The organism is Micrococcaceae bacterium Sec5.8 (genome assembly GCA_039636775.1).
GTDB lineage: Bacteria > Actinomycetota > Actinomycetes > Actinomycetales > Micrococcaceae > Arthrobacter.
Genome location: CP143429.1, coordinates 730,148 through 746,931 on the forward strand (window position 1 = coordinate 730,148; position 16,784 = coordinate 746,931).

At 67.2% G+C, this 16,784-nt stretch carries 12 protein-coding genes; 6 read left to right on the top strand and 6 right to left on the bottom strand.

What is annotated here, in order from left to right; all coding sequences use genetic code 11:
- Nucleotides 1-67 precede the first annotated feature (67 nt).
- Complete coding sequence (locus tag VUN84_03460; protein XAS64743.1) at nt 68-1,123, top strand: 2,3-butanediol dehydrogenase; 1,056 nt, start codon at nt 68-70, stop codon at nt 1,121-1,123.
- Nucleotides 1,124-1,205: 82 nt separating this feature from the next.
- Entirely contained in the window at nt 1,206-2,276 is a 1,071-nt protein-coding gene (locus VUN84_03465) for an alkene reductase (protein XAS64744.1), read from the top strand.
- A 265-nt stretch (nt 2,277-2,541) separates the two neighbouring features.
- On the opposite strand, the gene VUN84_03470 is transcribed toward VUN84_03465, so the two are convergent.
- The gene (locus tag VUN84_03470; protein ID XAS64745.1) at nt 2,542-6,156 is read right to left on the bottom strand and encodes a TM0106 family RecB-like putative nuclease; all 3,615 of its coding nucleotides are present in this window, start codon (nt 6,154-6,156) and stop codon (nt 2,542-2,544) included.
- Nucleotides 6,157-6,334: 178 nt separating this feature from the next.
- On the opposite strand from VUN84_03470, the gene VUN84_03475 reads away from it, so the two are divergent.
- The 4 genes from VUN84_03475 (at nt 6,335) to VUN84_03490 (ending at nt 11,244) form a co-directional block, all read left to right on the top strand.
- Nucleotides 6,335-6,925, top strand: a complete 591-nt coding sequence (locus VUN84_03475) for a heme-binding protein (protein ID XAS64746.1) — start codon at nt 6,335-6,337, stop codon at nt 6,923-6,925.
- A gap of 111 nt (nt 6,926-7,036) precedes the next feature.
- The gene (locus tag VUN84_03480; GenBank protein XAS65750.1) at nt 7,037-9,562 is read left to right on the top strand and encodes a Tex-like N-terminal domain-containing protein; all 2,526 of its coding nucleotides are present in this window, start codon (nt 7,037-7,039) and stop codon (nt 9,560-9,562) included.
- A 157-nt stretch (nt 9,563-9,719) separates the two neighbouring features.
- Complete coding sequence (locus VUN84_03485) at nt 9,720-11,114, top strand: OFA family MFS transporter (protein ID XAS64747.1); 1,395 nt, start codon at nt 9,720-9,722, stop codon at nt 11,112-11,114.
- 1 nt (nt 11,115) lies between these two features.
- Complete coding sequence (locus VUN84_03490; GenBank protein ID XAS64748.1) at nt 11,116-11,244, top strand: hypothetical protein; 129 nt, start codon at nt 11,116-11,118, stop codon at nt 11,242-11,244.
- 411 nt (nt 11,245-11,655) lie between these two features.
- On the opposite strand, the gene VUN84_03495 is transcribed toward VUN84_03490, so the two are convergent.
- The 5 genes from VUN84_03495 to VUN84_03515 form a co-directional block, all read right to left on the bottom strand.
- Entirely contained in the window at nt 11,656-12,582 is a 927-nt protein-coding gene (locus VUN84_03495; protein ID XAS64749.1) for an alpha/beta hydrolase, read from the bottom strand.
- Nucleotides 12,583-12,809: 227 nt separating this feature from the next.
- Nucleotides 12,810-14,618: a DUF222 domain-containing protein gene (locus VUN84_03500; GenBank protein ID XAS64750.1), complete on the bottom strand. Its 1,809-nt coding sequence runs from the start codon at nt 14,616-14,618 to the stop codon at nt 12,810-12,812.
- Between the two features lie 87 nt (nt 14,619-14,705).
- Complete coding sequence (locus VUN84_03505) at nt 14,706-15,518, bottom strand: DUF2071 domain-containing protein (GenBank protein ID XAS64751.1); 813 nt, start codon at nt 15,516-15,518, stop codon at nt 14,706-14,708.
- Nucleotides 15,519-15,531: 13 nt separating this feature from the next.
- Nucleotides 15,532-16,320 carry an isocitrate lyase/phosphoenolpyruvate mutase family protein gene (locus VUN84_03510; protein XAS64752.1) on the bottom strand — a complete coding sequence of 263 codons (789 nt, stop codon included), beginning with the start codon at nt 16,318-16,320 and terminating at the stop codon, nt 15,532-15,534.
- A 64-nt stretch (nt 16,321-16,384) separates the two neighbouring features.
- Nucleotides 16,385-16,774, bottom strand: a complete 390-nt coding sequence (locus VUN84_03515; protein ID XAS64753.1) for a DUF1622 domain-containing protein — start codon at nt 16,772-16,774, stop codon at nt 16,385-16,387.
- Between the last annotated feature and the right edge of the window lie 10 nt (nt 16,775-16,784).

The following is a 16,784-nucleotide window of genomic DNA, read 5'->3' on the forward strand; positions in this document are numbered from 1 at the left end:
CCAACGACCTGCTGTGGAGGCGCCTCATCGGGGCGCCTCCACAGCGGCAACGCGAAGGCAGAACACCATGAAGGCAGCACGTTTCCACGCCCGCAACGACCTCCGAATCGAAGACATTCCCGAGCCGGAGCTGCGCCCCGGAGCGGTGAAGATTTCCGTCGCCTGGTGCGGCATCTGCGGCACCGACCTGCATGAGTTCCTGGAAGGGCCCATCTTCACCCCGGCGCCCGGCCATCCCCACCCGCTTTCCAGCGAATCCGCCCCGGTGACCATGGGCCACGAATTCTCCGGCACGGTCAACGAACTGGGGGAGGGCGTGAGCGGTCTCAAGGTCGGCGACAACGTGGTGGTGGAACCGTATCTCGTTTGCAATGAATGCGGCCCGTGCCGCAGCGGCCACTACAACCTGTGCACCAAGCTGGGCTTCATCGGGTTGGCAGGCGGCGGTGGCGGCCTCAGTGAGACCATCGTGGTCGACGCCCGCTGGGTGCACCCCGTCGGTGATATCCCGCTGGATGAAGCGGCGCTCATTGAACCCCTCGCCGTCGCGTATCACGCCGTCGGCCGCGGCGGCCTCAAAGCCGGGGACGTCGCCGTCGTCGGCGGTGCCGGCCCCATTGGCCTGCTCACCGCAGCGGTCCTCAAGGGCCTGGGAATCACCACCATCGTCACCGAACTGTCAGCGGCCCGGAAGGACAAGGCGGTCTCCTCCGGTGTCGCGGACCATGTCCTCGATCCGAGCTCCGATGACGTCAAGGCCCGGGTGCTGGAGCTCACCAACGGCCTCGGGGCAGACGGGGCCTTTGAATGCGCGGGAGTGAACGCCGTGCTGGACACCATGCTCGACGTCGTCAAGCCAGCCGGCGTGGTGGTCAACGTTTCGATCTGGGGACGTCCGGCAACGGTGGACATGCAAAAAATCGTCTTGAAGGAAATCGACCTGCGCGGCACCATCGCCTACTGCGGCGACCATGCGGCCGCGATCAAGCTCGTCCAGGACGGCAAGGTTGATCTGAAACCCTTCATCACCGGCAGAATCGCGCTCGATGACCTCGTCGACAAGGGCTTCGATACCCTCATCAACCACAACGACACCGCAGTGAAGATCATCGTTCATCCGTAGTGATCCGGGTCTCGTCCGGAATAGTTGCAGGCGCCCCGCAGTTACCTCCAGTGAACCCAATCCCTGGTGAAAGGAACTGCGCATGCTGTTTTCCCCAATGACTCTCGGCGAGATGGAACTGCCCAACCGACTCGTGATGGCGCCGCTGACGCGCGTCCGCTCCGGCCAGGAAGGCATCCCCGGACCCCTCGTCGTCGAGCACTACCGGCAGCGGGCGTCCCTCGGACTGATCGTCAGTGAGGGCACGTACCCCAGCCACGCCGGCCGGGGGTTCCCGGGGCAGCCCGGCCTGGTGACCGAGGCCCAGCTGGAGGGCTGGGCCAACGTCACCTCCGCCGTGCACGCCGAGGGCGGCCGCATCTTCGCCCAGGTCATGCACGCCGGACGCGTCACCCATGAAGACACCACCGGCGGTTACCAAGTGGTAGCACCCAGCGCCATCGCGATCGACGGCGAAACCCGCACCTACACGGGCAAGCAGGCGTTCCCCGTTCCGCACGCCCTGACCGCCGACGAACTGCCGGGCATCGTCGAAGAATTCGTCACCGCGTCCCGCAACGCGATCGGTGCCGGATTCGACGGCGTCGAGCTGCACTCAGCCAACGGTTACCTGCTGCACGAATTCCTGACCCCGTCCGCCAACCAGCGCGACGACATCTATGGGGGCTCGCCGGAGAACCGTGCGCGCTTCGTCATCGAGGTGACCCGCGCCGTGGTCGAGGCCGTGGGCGCTGACCGCGTTGGCATCCGGATCTCGCCCGAGCACAATGTCCAGGGAGCCATGGAGAGCGAAGCAGCCGACGTCCGCGCAACCTACGACATCCTGGTGGATGCGCTTGCGCCCCTGAAGCTCGCTTACCTCAGCGTCCTGCACAAGGAGCCCACCGGCGACCTGGTGCAGGATCTGCGCAGCCGCTTCGGCGGAACCTTCCTGCTGAACACCGGCTTCGGCGTCATCACCACCCGCGAGGAAGCCACGGCCTTGGTCGCCGACGGCCTCGCTGACGCCGTCGTCGTCGGACGTCCGGCCATCGCCAACCCGGACCTGGTCCGCCGCTGGCGCGAAGGACTCCCGGTCAACGAGCCGGACCCGTCGACTTTCTACGGCGAGGGCGCCAAGGGCTACACGGACTACCCGGCGTACCAGAACTAGGTCCGCCAGCTCCACCCCTCACCACTGGACATGTCCACTCCCGGCGACTCCCGGGACCGGACATGTCCAGTGACGGCCGCGAACAGTGGGCAGAATGCCATTCTGCCCACTGTTCTCATTTAACAATGGGCATGTCCCGTGGACCTTGGCGCGAAGAATGGGCATGCCCGGTGGGTGCTGCGCAAGAATGGGCATGCCCGGTGGGTCCGGCCACATGAATGGGCGTGTCCGGTGGGTCCGGCCACATGAATGGGCATGTCCGGTGTCAGTTGGCGGCGACCGAGCGCTGGCACAGCCCGATGAACCCGCCCAGCTGCTCCAGGCCTTCGGGACGGGCGGGAAGGTAGTTGGTGAGCTCGGGTGCCCGGATGACGACGGCGCGCCACTGCCCGCGGGACACGGCCACGTTGATCCGGTTGCGGGAGAGCAGGAATTCCATCCCGCGCGGAGCCTCCGCCACCGCCGAACACGCCATGGACACCATCACGACGACGGCTTCCTGGCCTTGGAACTTGTCGACGGTCCCCACCCGGACGCCGGCCAGGGACGCGGCGTCGAGGGCCTCGCGGATCACATTGACTTGGGCGTTGTAGGCGGCCACCACCAGGATGTCGGCGGCTTCCAGCGGCCGGCTGCCGTCCCCAGCATGCCAGACCAGGCCCAGGTGGCGCCGCGCTTGCCGGACGACTTCGGCGGCCTCCTCGCGGGAAGACGTGATGTTGCCGCTGTGCTCCACCAACACGGTCTCGATCCCGGCGGGGACCCCATCGAGCCTCCGGAGGTCTGCGGCCGGGGCCGACCGCAGTTTGCCCTCATAGGAGAGTTCGGACACGGCCCGGCACAACTCCGATGTCATCCTCCACGAGTCGGCCAGGAAATAGCCCAGCTCCGACGGCAGCGTGGCATGCCCGGCGGAAACCCACCCCAGAGCCGACTCATCCACCGGTTCGGGGTGGGCGCCCTGGCTGACCTGCGGCAACTGCTGGGGGTCGCCGAGCAACAGCAACCGGCTGCTGGCCTGCGCCACGGCGAGGGTGTTGGCAAGCGAGAACTGCCCGGCCTCGTCGATCACCAGCAGGTCCAGGGACCCGGCCGGAACGTTGGCTCCCGTCATGGTCCAGGCAGTGCCGCCGATGAGCGCGCCACCGGGGGAGTCGAGCAGCCGCGCCACGTCCTGGGCCGAGCGTTGCGCCCACGGGAGCGGCTCACCGTGCTTCACGTCCTTGGCCACGCGCACCGGGTCGACGCCGGCTTTGGTCACAGCCGTCTTGAGCAGGTTCTCCACCACGGCATGGGACTGGCCCACCACCCCGACTTTCCACCCCCGGGCCACCAGGCGGGCGATGACATGGGAGCCTACGTGGGTTTTTCCCGTCCCGGGCGGGCCCTGGACCGCGATGTAGGAATGGTCCAGGGCGCCGACGGCCGCCGTGATCGCGTCTATGAAGCGGTCCTCCCCTGCACCTGGCGTGGGGAGCTGCGCACCGGAGGTCAGCCGCGGCGGAACCCGGCGGACAAGATCCAAGGCCGGATGCCGGGGAAAACCGGACGCCCCCACCTGTAGTCCTGCCGTGACGGTGGAGGCCAGCGCGCCGAGTGCGTCCTCGAGGCTCTTGGTCTGGATGGGCTGGTCCTCGGTCAGCGCCACGGGGACCTGGCTGTAGGGTTCGGCGGTCTTGCGGAGTTTGTCCCGGATGACGACGGTGTCCCTGCCGTCCTCCTGGCCGAGTTCCAGAACCTCGGTCCCGAACCACCCGTTACGTCCGGTGCCGTTGATACCGGTGCCCTCAAGTCCGGCCGGAAGCGGCGGGTCGTACATGCGGAACCACGTACTGCCCTCCCGGAGGTCCGAGCCCGGGCTGAGAGTGCCGACCAGCTTCACCCTCCGCTCCGGAAGCTTGGCGCCGTCCTTCCACCAGTCTTCCAGCACGTGGGCGTCTTCCACCAGGAAGACATTGCGGTCCTGCTGGTGGTGGGTATCGGGGCCGTTCTCGCACCGGTCGAAGTGCGCCCACCAGAACGCCTTGCGTTCCCGGCGGTGATAGCTGACTGCGGCCGACAGCATCGAAACGGCCTTCCGGTCGTCCCCGGACAGCCCGACGCCGGACTCCGCCAGTTCAGCGAGTGTCACTTCCAGCGGATCCAGCTCCGCGGTGGCCGGCGCGGAGCCGGCGCCCGGGTTGCCGCCGGACGTGGCCTCGCCCGTGGCTCCCTCACCCGCCGGTTTAATGCCTCGATCGCTTGCCAAGCCCAGCAGCCAGTTCCGCAGCTCCAGTGTGGAGAGGCAGTCGTATTCGTTGTAGTCGGAGATCCCGGCGAGGACGGTGGCCGCGTCCCCGGCCCGGCCGTCGTCGCGGGCGTCGCAGTAGTGGGCGTATGCCACCACCGAGGCTCCGGCGTCTTTCACGTCACCGGAGCGCAGGTTTGTCCCCATGTACAGCGGCTCGAGTTTCTTGATGCTGTAGGAGTTCTCCGAGACCCGAATGCTGTTCCGGACCGTCTGGTAGAGGTCCACCAGGAGCCCGTCGCGCAGCCACTGGTCCACGGTGTCTTCGCCCGCAACGTGCAGCACGGAGAGCTTCCGCAGGGCGGTTTTCTCGTATACGGCGTAGTGGTAGACATGCATGTCCGGATAGTCCTGCCGGCGCTTCTGCACATAGTCGAGAAAGTCGAGGAATGCCTGTTTCTCGGCTTCCCGGCTGTGGGCCCAGAACGGCCGGAACATTCCGGGCACGCCGGGCCCGGTGGGTGCTTCGACGACTCCGAACAGGTATTCCAGACCCCAGACGCCGGTGGCGCTTTCCTGCCACAGAGGATCGCCCTCGAAGTCGAAGAAGATGTCTCCGGCGCTGGGCGGCGGCAGCTCTGCCAACGTGTTCTCCGGAACCACCCGGTAGCTGATGGAGTGGTCGGTTCCGTCCTTGACGAACCGGACGCTGCCATCGGTCGGGCCCACCCCGCTCTGCATCCGGGCTTGGTCCTGCAGGCGCAGCAATGCCGCGTTCGCGCCGGGAAGCTGTGTTTCCGCGAGTTCCCGCACCGTGAAGATCTGGCGTTCGTGCAGTGCCTTGCGCTGCGCCGAATTCATCCGCGCCACGAGCAGGAGGTCGTCGGTGGCAGCAACCTGCTCCTGGCAGTAGTCGCAGCGGCCGCACGCGCTGACCCCGGGGGCGCCCCACTGAATGGTGCCGGGCTGCGCAGTGTGCGAGGAGGTCAGTGCGACGAAGCGGTCCCGCCGCTCCCGGAAAACCGGCAGGATCTCGGCCAGCTTGTGGTGGCTGCGGACGTAGTCGAAACCCCCGCCGGGGAGCGGGACGGTGGCACCGAGGACCAGGGTCACAGCGGGATCCGTGCGGATTCCTGCTTTCAGCAATTGGTCGCCGTAGGCGGCGAGCTGGAGCAGCGCGGTGACCTTGGCGTGGCGGGCCAGTTTGGTGTCGAATACTGCGTAGCTGGCGTCGGCCTGGCGGACCAGGAAGTCGGAGCGGCCATGGAACTGTCCGTCGAAGAAGGCCGCCTGGAACACGACGTCGGCGCCGGCGCGCAGGGCGTTGATGGACTCGCGGTGGCTGGCCTGCAGAGTGGCACGGTCCATGGCCACAGCCTCTGCGACGTCATACACGCCCCGCCCGGCGGCCGGGTCCCAGCGGCCGAAATCCCGGACGAAGCCGTCCAGGACTTTGCGTTCGTGGACATCACCGAGCGCGGCGGCATGCTTGAGCATCTCGTCGTCCTCGAAAACGGCCTTGGCGGACCGGCCCAGCTTTTCATCGAGCTTCCTGAGCAGCTGATATTCGCAACTGGCAGCGGTCACCAGGTCACTCGCGGAGAAGACCAGGTCCGGCGCGGACCCCGGAACTTCCGGTTCAAGAAAAAACACTGTGCCCCCGATGTCGATGCGCTGCACTCATGAGAAGCCGGACTGGTCGCTGGAGTGCTTCGAACGCGGCCTCGCCGTCCCACTCTTCAAGCTATCAAAGCCCTCTGACAGTCCTGGTGGCACCCGGGAGCCAAAGGGCTGGTTCCAGTCGCAGGCCGGGCGTATTGTCTAAGAGACAATGACTGAACAGCAGCCCTTTGAGCTCATCCAGCGCTACCCTGACTTCGAGGTGCGCCGCTATCCGGCGCATGTGGTCGCCGAGGTCCAGGTTGATGCGACCTTCGACCGGGCCGGAAATGCGGCCTTCCGATACCTTTTCAATTACATCACCGGCAACAATGCGGCCCGGCAGTCAGTGGCGATGACGGCCCCGGTGGTCCAGGGGTACGGCCCCTCACAAAAGATCGCCATGACGGCCCCCGTTCTCCAAAGCGGGGCGCTGGCAGGGGGTGAGGGCCCCGGCGAGTACGTCGTCGCCTTCGTCCTGCCGGCAGCGATGACAGCTGAGACGGCCCCGGTTCCGACGGATCCGGTCGTCAAGATCCGGGAAATGCCCGGCTCGGTGACCGCCGCGCTTGTCTTTTCCGGCAGTGGGTCGAGAAGCGCCTTCGAAAAGCGCAACCAGCAATTGCAAACTGTGCTGGCCAGCGCAGGCCTGACCGGCGTCGGCCTGCCACGGTTCGCGCGCTTCGACCCGCCCTTCAAGCCCTGGTTCCTCCGCCATAACGAAGTCCTCCAGGACATCGAACAACCCCAGCCCGCGCTGTAACGGCCCCCAATAAGGCAAAATGGCAGGGTGAACCACACCCCGCAGCGACCGTCCGCGCCCGCAACAACCCGCACCGCCAAAACCCAGGCTCCGCACACCCAGGAGTCGGGCATCGCCGCCCAGATCGCCGCAGAACTTGGTGTGCAGGCATGGCAGGTTAAAGCCGCCGTGGACCTGCTCGACGCCGGCTCCACCGTGCCGTTTATCGCCCGGTACCGCAAGGAAGCCACTGGAACGCTGGATGACACCCAGCTGCGGGAGTTGGAGGAGCGGCTGCGGTACCTGCGGGAGCTGGAGGACCGGCGCAGGACCGTGCTGGAGGCGATCGCGGCGCAGGGCGCACTGACGCTGGAGCTGCAGGCCGCCGTCCTCGGTGCCGACACGAAGTCGCGGTTGGAGGACATTTACCTGCCGTTCAAAAGCAAGCGGCGCACCAAGGCGCAGATTGCCCGTGAGGCCGGACTGGAACCGCTTGCCACAGCCCTGCTGGAGCGGCCCGAGCTGGACCCGGACCGCGAAGCCGCCAAGTACCTCAACGCCGATCACTCCATCGGTGACCCCGCCGCGGCGCTCGCCGGTGCCCGGTCCATTCTGGTGGAGCGCGTCGCGCAGGACGCCGACCTCGCCGCCACGCTGCGGGAACGGCTTTGGACGCAGGGCCGGATGGTGTCCCGCGTCAAAAAGGGCAAGGACGCCGAGGGGCAAAAGTTCAAGGATTATTTCGACTTCTCGCAAGCCCCCGCCGGGATGCCGTCGCACCGTGTCCTGGCTCTGTTGCGCGGCGAGAAGGACGGGGTGCTGGAATTGGACCTCACCGAGGCTGAACCGGACGACGACGCCGCCCTCACCGCCGCGCGCGGCCGGTATGAAGCAGCGGTGGCCCGGTTCCTCGGGGTCGCCGACCGTGGCCGGCCCGCCGATGCCTGGCTGGTGCAGACCGCGCAGCTCGCTTGGCGCTCGAGGGTGCTGGCGCGGTTGGCGGCAGACCTGCGCAGCCGGATGTTTGCCGCTGCCGAGGACGAGGCCGTACGGGTCTTCGCCGCAAACCTGCGCGATGTGCTGCTCGCGGCGCCGGCCGGTAACCGCACCACCCTGGGGCTGGATCCGGGACTGCGCACCGGTGTGAAGGTCGCCGTCGTGGACGGCACCGGCAAGGTGGTGGCCACTGATACCGTCTATCCGCATGCCCCGGCCCGGAAATGGGATGAGGCGCTGCGGACGCTGGTAAAGCTGGCACGGACGCACGGCGTCGAACTCGTGGCGATCGGCAATGGCACCGCCTCCCGGGAAACGGACAAACTCGCGGCAGAGCTGCTCAAACAACTTACCTCCGGCCCGGACTCACCCGTTCACGGGTCGGCCAGCCAGACCTCCGCCCAACTGAACCCAACCAGCCCGGCCGCCAAACCGCAGAAGATCGTCGTCTCGGAAGCCGGCGCCTCGGTGTATTCCGCGTCGGCACTGGCGGCCGCTGAACTGCCGGGCATGGACGTGTCCCTGCGCGGGGCGGTGTCGATCGCGCGGCGGTTGCAGGACCCGCTCGCTGAGCTCGTGAAGATCGAACCGAAGTCGATCGGCGTCGGGCAGTACCAGCACGACGTCACCGCCGCGAAACTGGACCGCAGCCTCGACGCCGTCGTGGAAGATTGCGTGAACGCCGTCGGTGTGGACGTCAATACGGCGTCCCCGGCGCTGCTGAGCCGCGTGGCCGGCGTCGGGCCGCTATTGAGCGAGAACATTGTCGCCTACCGGAACGAGCACGGGCCGTTCCGCAAGCGCAGTGAGCTGAAGAAGGTCCCACGGCTCGGGGCCAAGGCGTTCGAGCAGTGTGCCGGGTTCCTGCGGATCAGCGGGGGAGCGGAGCCGCTGGATGCCTCCAGCGTGCACCCGGAGGCGTACCCGGTGGCGCGGAAGATCAAAACCGCCGCCAGCGCAAAGGGCCAGACCGCGGAAAGATATGCCGCGCTGAACCCGCAGGACTTCGTCGACGGCGCGTTTGGCCTGCCCACGGTGCAGGACATCATCGCCGAGCTCGAAAAGCCGGGCCGGGATCCACGGCCGGTTTTTGCCGCGGCGACCTTCTCGGAAGGGATTGAGAAGATCTCCGATCTCCGGCCAGGGATGGTGCTGGAAGGAACTGTCACCAACGTGGCCGCGTTCGGTGCGTTCGTCGACGTCGGGGTCCACCAGGACGGCCTGGTGCACGTCTCCGCGCTGGCCAACCGCTTCGTCTCCGATCCCCGCGAGGTGGTGAAGTCCGGTCAGGTGGTTCGGGTCAAGGTGCTGGAGGCCGATCCGGAGCGCAAGCGCATATCGCTCACCTTGCGACTCGACGACGACCCTTCGGCCCCCGTCGGCGGCCCGGCTCCCGGCGGGCGTCCAGCTGCGCGGAATGCGTCCACGCAGCAAACCGGCAAGCAGGCGCCAGACAGGCAACAGGCGCCAGACAGGCAGCGGTCCGGGAAGCAGGCGCCCGGGAATCAGCAACCCGGCAGGCAGGCGCCAGACAGGCAGCAGTCCGGGAAGCAGCCTGATCGTCGGACCCCCGCCGCGCCTGCGCAGCGGTCGAAGCCCGCGCCTGTGCCGGCCGACACCGCGATGGCCCAGGCGTTGCGGAACGCCGGACTCGGGCGCTAGCGCCGCCACTCACCGCGGATTTGCTACCGTTCGGCGCAGGAATACTACGTTTGCTGATCATTTGCACCATGATTGCCGGAGGCAACGGCACGTTTCGAGATCGTTCGCCTCTGGGCCACTGGACGCTGTGGTCTTCGACGAACAAGGGAAATGCATCATGGGCTGGCTGGACCGAGACCGAACAATTGCCCCGCCGGGATTCAACCGGTGGCTGGTGCCTCCCGCAGCGCTTGCCGTGCATTTGTGCATCGGCCAGGCCTACGCCACCAGCGTTTACAAAACCGCCCTGGTGAAGCACTTCGGTGCCAGCCTGACCGAAATTGGCGTGATCTTCTCCATCGCCATCGTGATGCTGGGACTCTCCGCAGCCATCATGGGCACCTGGGTGGACACGAACGGTCCCCGCAAGGCCATGTTCACCTCGGCCGTGTTCTGGGCCGGCGGCTTCCTGGTCGGTTCGCTCGGCATCTTCACCAGCCAGCTGTGGCTGGTCTACCTCGGTTATGGCGTCATCGGCGGAATTGGCCTGGGCATCGGGTACATCTCGCCGGTGTCCACCTTGATCAAGTGGTTCCCTGACCGCCCGGGCCTAGCCACCGGCATGGCCATCATGGGCTTCGGCGGCGGCGCCTTGATCGCCAGCCCGGTCTCCACCGCGCTGCTGAAGATCTACGACCCCAACTCCGGGGCCAAGGGCTGGGTGGCCAGCGGCGACTCTGTTGGCAAACTCTTCCTCACCCTCGCCGTCATCTACCTCGCCTACATGCTCTTCGGCGCCTTCACCATCAAGGTCCCGGCCGACGGCTGGAAGCCGGCCGGCTTCGACCCCACCAAGGTCAAGGCTGCCAAACTGGTCACCACGGAACACGTCTCCGCCAAGAACGCCGTCAAGACCAAGCAGTTCTGGCTGGTCTGGGTAGCGTTGTTCTGCAACGTCACCGCCGGCATTGGCATCCTGGAACAGGCTGCACCCATGATCCAGGATTTCTTCCGCCAGTCCGACGGCGTGTCCCTCGTCAGTGCCGCCGTCGCCGCCGGCTTCGTCGGCCTCCTCTCCATCGGCAACATGGCAGGCCGTTTCGCGTGGTCTGCGACATCGGACATGACCGGCCGCAAGCGCATCTACATGGTCTACCTCGGCGTCGGCGCGGTGCTCTACACTGTGCTGGCACTGGCCGGGTCCACCACCACCGTCCTGTACGTGGCGCTCGCGTTCCTGATCATTTCTTTCTACGGCGGAGGCTTCTCGACGGCGCCGGCCTACCTGCGTGACCTGTTCGGCACCTTCCAGGTCGGCGCGATCCACGGCCGGCTCCTGACCGCCTGGTCCGCAGCCGGCGTCGCGGGACCGCTGATCGTCAATGCTTTCCTGGATGCCCAGGGCAAGCCCGGGCAGCTGAATGCTGCGTCCTATCAGCCTGCGCTGCTGACCATGGTGGGGCTGCTGGTCATCGGCTTCGTGGCCAACCTGCTGGTCAGGCCGGTTGATGCCCGGTTCCATGAACCACGCCCGGACCGAGTCCGGTCCGACGAACCTGCCCTGGAGGCCTGAGATGAGCACTGTACAGACATCCGCAAAACAGTCCACCGGGAAGATCGTGATCGCCTGGGCGCTGGTAGGGGTTCCGCTGGGGTACGGCGTATACGAGACTCTCACCCGCGTGGCAGCCCTCTTTGGCTGACCCGGCTGGAAGCAGGCACGCCCGGCCCTAACACGCCCGGTAAGCGGCCGCAGCGGGCCACCGGCGCGCCCACGTTCCATCCGACATCGATGCCCGGGTCGTCTGGCCGCACACCTGGAAGCCAGGCGGCGCCGTCGTCGGGGACCGGCTGGCGAGGATGTCATCGCCGGGCTGGAACGCCTCGGTCATGTAGTGATTAGAGCTGCTGGCTGAACGCTGGGACGACTGTCCTGCGGGCGGCGGGCAATTCCTGCGGTGCCCCATCCGCAATGCCCACCCGCGGCGCCCACCGGTACGCGGCAGGGCACCGGTACGCGGCAGGGCACCGGCGGGGGACTGGCAGGAACGGCCGGCCATCGGACTCTGGTCATCCTGTTCCCTAAGACGGGCCGTTGTTTGAGCGGGTGGCTCTCAGCCGCGGGGCCGCAACTGATCCAGAAACTGGAGGGACTCCGCGGTAATCTGCCTCCGGGCCTCATCACGGCTGATGCCCGGCGTGCCGTCCCCGGGCTGTTCGCCATAGTCCCCGAAAAAGGCGTGCACTCCACCCTCTACGGTTACAAAGCGGGTGGCAGGTGGCAGGAGGGGTTTCGACGCGGCGATTTTGTCCGGGTTCGAGAGCCCGTCATTGGAGCCGGAGATCGACAGCACCGAGAGTCCGGTGGAGCCCGCCATGCTGTCCACGGGGTAAGAGGCGAAGAGCAGAAGTCCGGAGACATCGGCGTTCGACTTTGCGAAGGAAGATGCACTCACCCCTCCCAAGGAATGACCACCCACTGCCCAGGATGTGATCTCAGGATGGGCCGCCATGATCCCCCGCGCTTGGCTCGAGTCAAGCAGCGAGATGCCTAGGGGCACTTTCAGGATGACCACCAGATGGCCCGCGTTGGCGAGGGGCCCCAGGATGTCCTGATAAGCGCGGGCGTCGACCCTTGCCCCGGGATAGAAAATGAGGCCCGTGCTTGCTTTGCCTTCGGGAGCCAGCGTGATCGAAGTGGCGTCCTCGGTGGTCGTTACCGTGGTTTGGCCGGTCGCTCCGCTGGGCTGGTGAGCAAAAGGGTTGAGCCATGCCAGGGCGGCAACGAGACCCAAGGCGGCGAGGCGTATAGCGATGCCGCGGACCAAGTGCCAGCGCGATTCCGTGCGGTGTGGCTGCGGACCGTCTGCCGCCTTCCGCGGTTTCTTCCGGCTTGTGCGAGTGGCCAGAAGGACCATCCAGAGGAGGCCGAGGGCGACGGCGGCCAGAAGCAGGACGGGCAGCGCCGGATGGCCGCCGAGCACGGCACTGTTGCCTAAGAGCATCCACAGCGGAACCGCTACCAGCGCTACCGCAGTCAAAAGGCCGCTCCAGCGCAGGACTGCCGACCATGCTCCTGTCCGCTCGGCGTGCGGACTTTCGGTGTGCCAACTTTCGGCGTGCGGCGGTTCGGCGGCCAGATTTGGGTTCTTTGACGTCGCGTCTTTCACAGTTCGATAGTATCTCCATCATCGAGATATCTCTGCTGTGGGCGGACGGATCCTCCAAGTTGCTGCGCACCCCGAGTCGACGTGGCTACAGCCCGTCGTTAGCTGGCGGTGGTGAGGGGTGCGGGGTGGAAGTAGTGGTTTCGTTGGGGTTTTTGGCGTGGGTCGACGTGGGGTGGGGGGATGAACCAGGGGATGCCGGTGCGGAGGTGGATGGTCCAGTGTTCTTTGTGGATGATGTGGTGGTGGTGTGAGCACAGCAGGACTCCGTTGTCTGTGCCGGTGGTTCCCCCGCGGGACCAGTAGGTGATGTGGTGCGCTTCGCACCAGGGGGCCGGGATGGTGCAGCCGGGGAAGGCGCATCCTTGGTCGCGGGCGGTGAGGGCTTTGCGGATGTGCGGCGGGAAGATCCGGGTGGCCCGGCCGATGTCCAGGACCCGGCCTTCGCTGCCGAGCAGGACCGGGATGATGTCCGCGTCGCAGGCGATCTTCCGCGCGGTCGAGGCGGTGACGGGCCCGGTGAACAGCATCGCCCCCGTATGCGCCGGTGTTCCTGCGGAGGGGGCGCCGTTCGTGCACTCAGTGCCGTTGCCGGGTTCGGGGCCGTTGCCGGGTTCGTCGGTCCGGCGCAGGCGGGCCAGGAGGTCGCGGTAGTCGATGGTGACCATGACCTGGGGCCGCAGCCCGCCGGTGGCGGGCAGCAGCCCGGTGGTGAGCGCTGCTTTGCAGGCACCGACGAGCCCGTCGAGGTGTTTCTGCGGCCGTGAGCGCAAATCCAGCACAACACCCCCGCCACCACCAGCGCAGGCGCCATTACCGGTGCTGGTGCTGGTGCTGGTGCTGGTGCCTGGGAGTGCCCCGTCCAGGGTGCTGCCGGCCGGGCAGGCGGGGGCGGTGGTGGTCGGTGGTGTGGCCGGGGTGCGGGGGTTCGTGGCGGTGTTCATGACCGTGAGGAGGTGTTCGAATTGTTCGGTGGTCGCGAAGATTTCCAGGTGTTGGAGTCCGTGGCGGGGTTTGCGGATGAACAGGCCCTGGAGTTGGCGCAGGAGCTCCTCGGAGGGTTCGGCGCCGTCTTGATCGATCGCGTCCATCCAGCTCCGGGCGACGCGGGCGAGGAAGTCGGGGTCGTTCTCGGCCGCCGTTTGGGTCAGGGCGTGTTCCATCCGGTCCCGGGTGTCCGTGTCGCAGAGGTGCCGTACCCGGTCCAGGGCCAGGCTGATGGTGCCCGCGGGCCGGGACGCGATGGTCCCGGCAGCGACCGCGGCACCGAGTTCGGCGTGCACGGCAGGTAAGGGTTCCCCGGTGAAGCCCTGCCGGGGCAGCAGGTCCCCGGACAGGGACAGCCGGCGCCGGGCCTCCGCGGCGCTGATCCGCAACCGGGCCCGCAGGAACTCCCCGGTGTTCCGGTACCCGTCATCCACACCACACCCGTCGCCGGCAACAACCCCGGCCGCGCCCGCGTCCCCACCCGGGCCGGCTGGGCGGGGCGGGCCAGCAACCCCGGTCCAGCCGGCCGGGCCGGCTGGACTTGGCGAGCCAGCAACCCCGGCCGAGTCAGCCGGGCCGGCCGCGAATGCTGCGGCCGTGGCCGTGCCGGGGGAGCATGGGGTTTCGCGCCAGCCGGTAGTCCAGGAACTTGCCCGCTTCGCGGCGGTTGCCGCGGACTGCTTCCGGGTCCGGTCCACGGCGGCGGCCGCCACGAGCTGCAGGTACTCCACGACCCGGGAGGCTTCCTCCACCGTCCCGGCGAAATCAGAGGCGGCCTGGAACCCCAGCAACGCCGCGTCCCCGACCGCCGTCAAACTCACAGCCCTAAGCGTGGCGAGGGCCTCACCCACGCCGGACTGCCCGGCCGGATCAGCAACCCGATCCGTGTCCTGGAAAGAAATGAAATCCCTGACGGCTTCCATGAACTCAATCTACCGACGGGGTCAGACATTTTAGTCCCATCACCGTGTGGGAACGGGCAACCCCTAAAATTCCGGGATTCTGCTAGTTTAGGCCCCGTTTTCCAGGAATCGAGGCCGGCCAAACTGGGTGCGGACCCCGGGTGAGAAGAGGACGGAGTCGGGCGGCCCGGCGACCGTGATACCGGCCGCGGCGACCAGTTGATCCTCTGCATGTGTCAGTTCCGCGTGGTACAGCGGCCACTCGGTGTGGGTGTTCGGAACGTATATGGTCCTGCCCCGGAACCTCGTGTGCAGACCAAACCGGGCCGTGAGGTGGAGCGACAGCGGATCTGTCGCTTCGGCGTCGAGCTCCGGAGCCACGGCGAAATCGCTCCGGGCACCGCCCCGGAACCGCCGCACCCAGTATCCGGCCTGAGGCCCTGTCTGCCCGGGGTGTCCTGCCGACAGTGCCGCCCCCGATAAAGACGCCCCAGACAGACCCACCCCCGCTGACGGAGTCAAGGTCCCCTCCCCGCGGAAGCCCGCCCGCGACCAGACGTACGGGATTCCGGCCGCCCGGGCGGCCAGAACAACCGCGAGCCGGGTAGCATCCAAGCTCAGGAAGACGACGCCCCGGGTGCCGTTGGGCTCGCGGGAGTAAAGGCGCACGTTGATCTCATCGAAGCTCCCGAAGTAGGGGATACCGGGCCCGCGGCCCAGGCCGGCCCCACGCATGCGGAATCCGATCAGCCCAACCCACGCGGACCCGTCAAAACTGTCCGGGACCACCCCCCGGGGCATGAACGGGGCGGCGACGGCATCCGTTATCCGCCAGTGCAGGAAAACAGCATCTTCCCAGCGCTGATCCATGATGGTCGGGACTGGAAGTTCAGGGGCAAGGGGCCAAGGATCAAGGCTCATCGGTCGCGGTCCGTTAATTCAACGGCCGGGTGGCTTGGGGCAGCGCCCCGCCTGCCAACAGCTCGGCGGTGGCATCGGCCAAAGCGGTCAGCGCCACGCGCTGGGTCCATGGGCCGTAGGAAATCCGGGCCACGCCAAGGTCCTGGAGCTTGGCCGGGGGCAGGGAACCTGGAACGTTGATGACGGAGACCTTGTTCCAGCCGATGCCGTCCACCAGTGCGGTAACAGTTGCCTCGTCCAGCAGACCGGGCACAAACACGGTGGCGGCCCCGACGTCGAGGAACGCCCGGCCGCGCTCGATGGCATCGGCCAGCACCGCCGAGGAGTCCCGGTCCTTGCCCTGAAGGAAAGCGTCGGTGCGGGCGTTGAGGACGAATTCGATGCCTTCCGCTTCGGCCGCACGCACCACCGAGCTCATCTGCGCGACGGCGTCGTCGAACGGCCGCATCTGGTCCTCGATGTTGGCGCCGACGATGCCGACGCCGATGGCCCTGCGTACTGTCTCGCCCGGGTTGCCGTACCCGGATTCGAGGTCGGCGCTGACGGGCAGCGCAGTGGCAGCGGCGATCCTCCGGACGGCGTCGATCATTTCGTCCAGTGGAATGTTCTCACCGTCCGCGTAGCCCTGCGAAGCGGCGATGGAGTGGCTCGCCGTAGCCAACGCGGCGGTACCCGGGACATCAGTGACCACCGCGGCGGAGATGGCGTCCCAGACGTTCACCACCTGGAGAAGCTCGGGGGCCCGGTGGAGCCGGAGCAGTTCGGTGGCCTTGGAAGCGAGGGAAGAATCAGATTCGGTCATGTCCTGAGCCTAGCGGTCGCCTGAGACGCCTGAGACGCCTGAGACGCCTGAGACGCACAGCGGATCAGCCGGCCGGTGACGGTGCGGCAGAGCCCTCGGGTTCCTTCTGCCACGGCCAGCGGCCGGTGATCTCAAGTTCAAGGGAGAAACTCAGGAACGTTCGGATCAGCACGATGATGGCCAGGACGCCCACGCTTTCGAAGGTGGGCGTGACGGCCACGGTCCGGATGATGTCCGCCGCGACCAGCAGCTCCAGCCCGAGCAGAATCGAGCGCCCCAGCAACTGGCGGTAGGAGCGGTACACGGACAGCGGCGCGTATCCTTCCGGCAGCTTCCGCGGCTGGTAACCGCGCAGCGCCATCGGCAGCGACACAAGGGCGCCGAGCACCATCACGGCCACACCGGCCATGTCCATGAACTCGCCGACCGTCTGGATCATGTCCTTGAATTCCATGGTTCCCCTC

Excerpts from the sequence above, each read along its gene's own strand:
- VUN84_03475 (XAS64746.1), top strand. The coding sequence starts at position 6,335 with ATGACTGAACAGCAGCCCTTTGAGCTCATCCAGCGCTACCCTGACTTC.
- VUN84_03490 (XAS64748.1), top strand. The coding sequence starts at position 11,116 with ATGAGCACTGTACAGACATCCGCAAAACAGTCCACCGGGAAGATCGTG.
- VUN84_03515 (XAS64753.1), bottom strand. The coding sequence starts at position 16,774 with ATGGAATTCAAGGACATGATCCAGACGGTCGGCGAGTTCATGGACATG.
- VUN84_03500 (XAS64750.1), bottom strand. The coding sequence starts at position 14,618 with ATGGAAGCCGTCAGGGATTTCATTTCTTTCCAGGACACGGATCGGGTT.
- VUN84_03485 (XAS64747.1), top strand. The coding sequence starts at position 9,720 with ATGGGCTGGCTGGACCGAGACCGAACAATTGCCCCGCCGGGATTCAAC.
- VUN84_03460 (XAS64743.1), top strand. The coding sequence starts at position 68 with ATGAAGGCAGCACGTTTCCACGCCCGCAACGACCTCCGAATCGAAGAC.
- VUN84_03510 (XAS64752.1), bottom strand. The coding sequence starts at position 16,320 with ATGACCGAATCTGATTCTTCCCTCGCTTCCAAGGCCACCGAACTGCTC.
- VUN84_03505 (XAS64751.1), bottom strand. The coding sequence starts at position 15,518 with ATGAGCCTTGATCCTTGGCCCCTTGCCCCTGAACTTCCAGTCCCGACC.
- VUN84_03465 (XAS64744.1), top strand. The coding sequence starts at position 1,206 with ATGCTGTTTTCCCCAATGACTCTCGGCGAGATGGAACTGCCCAACCGA.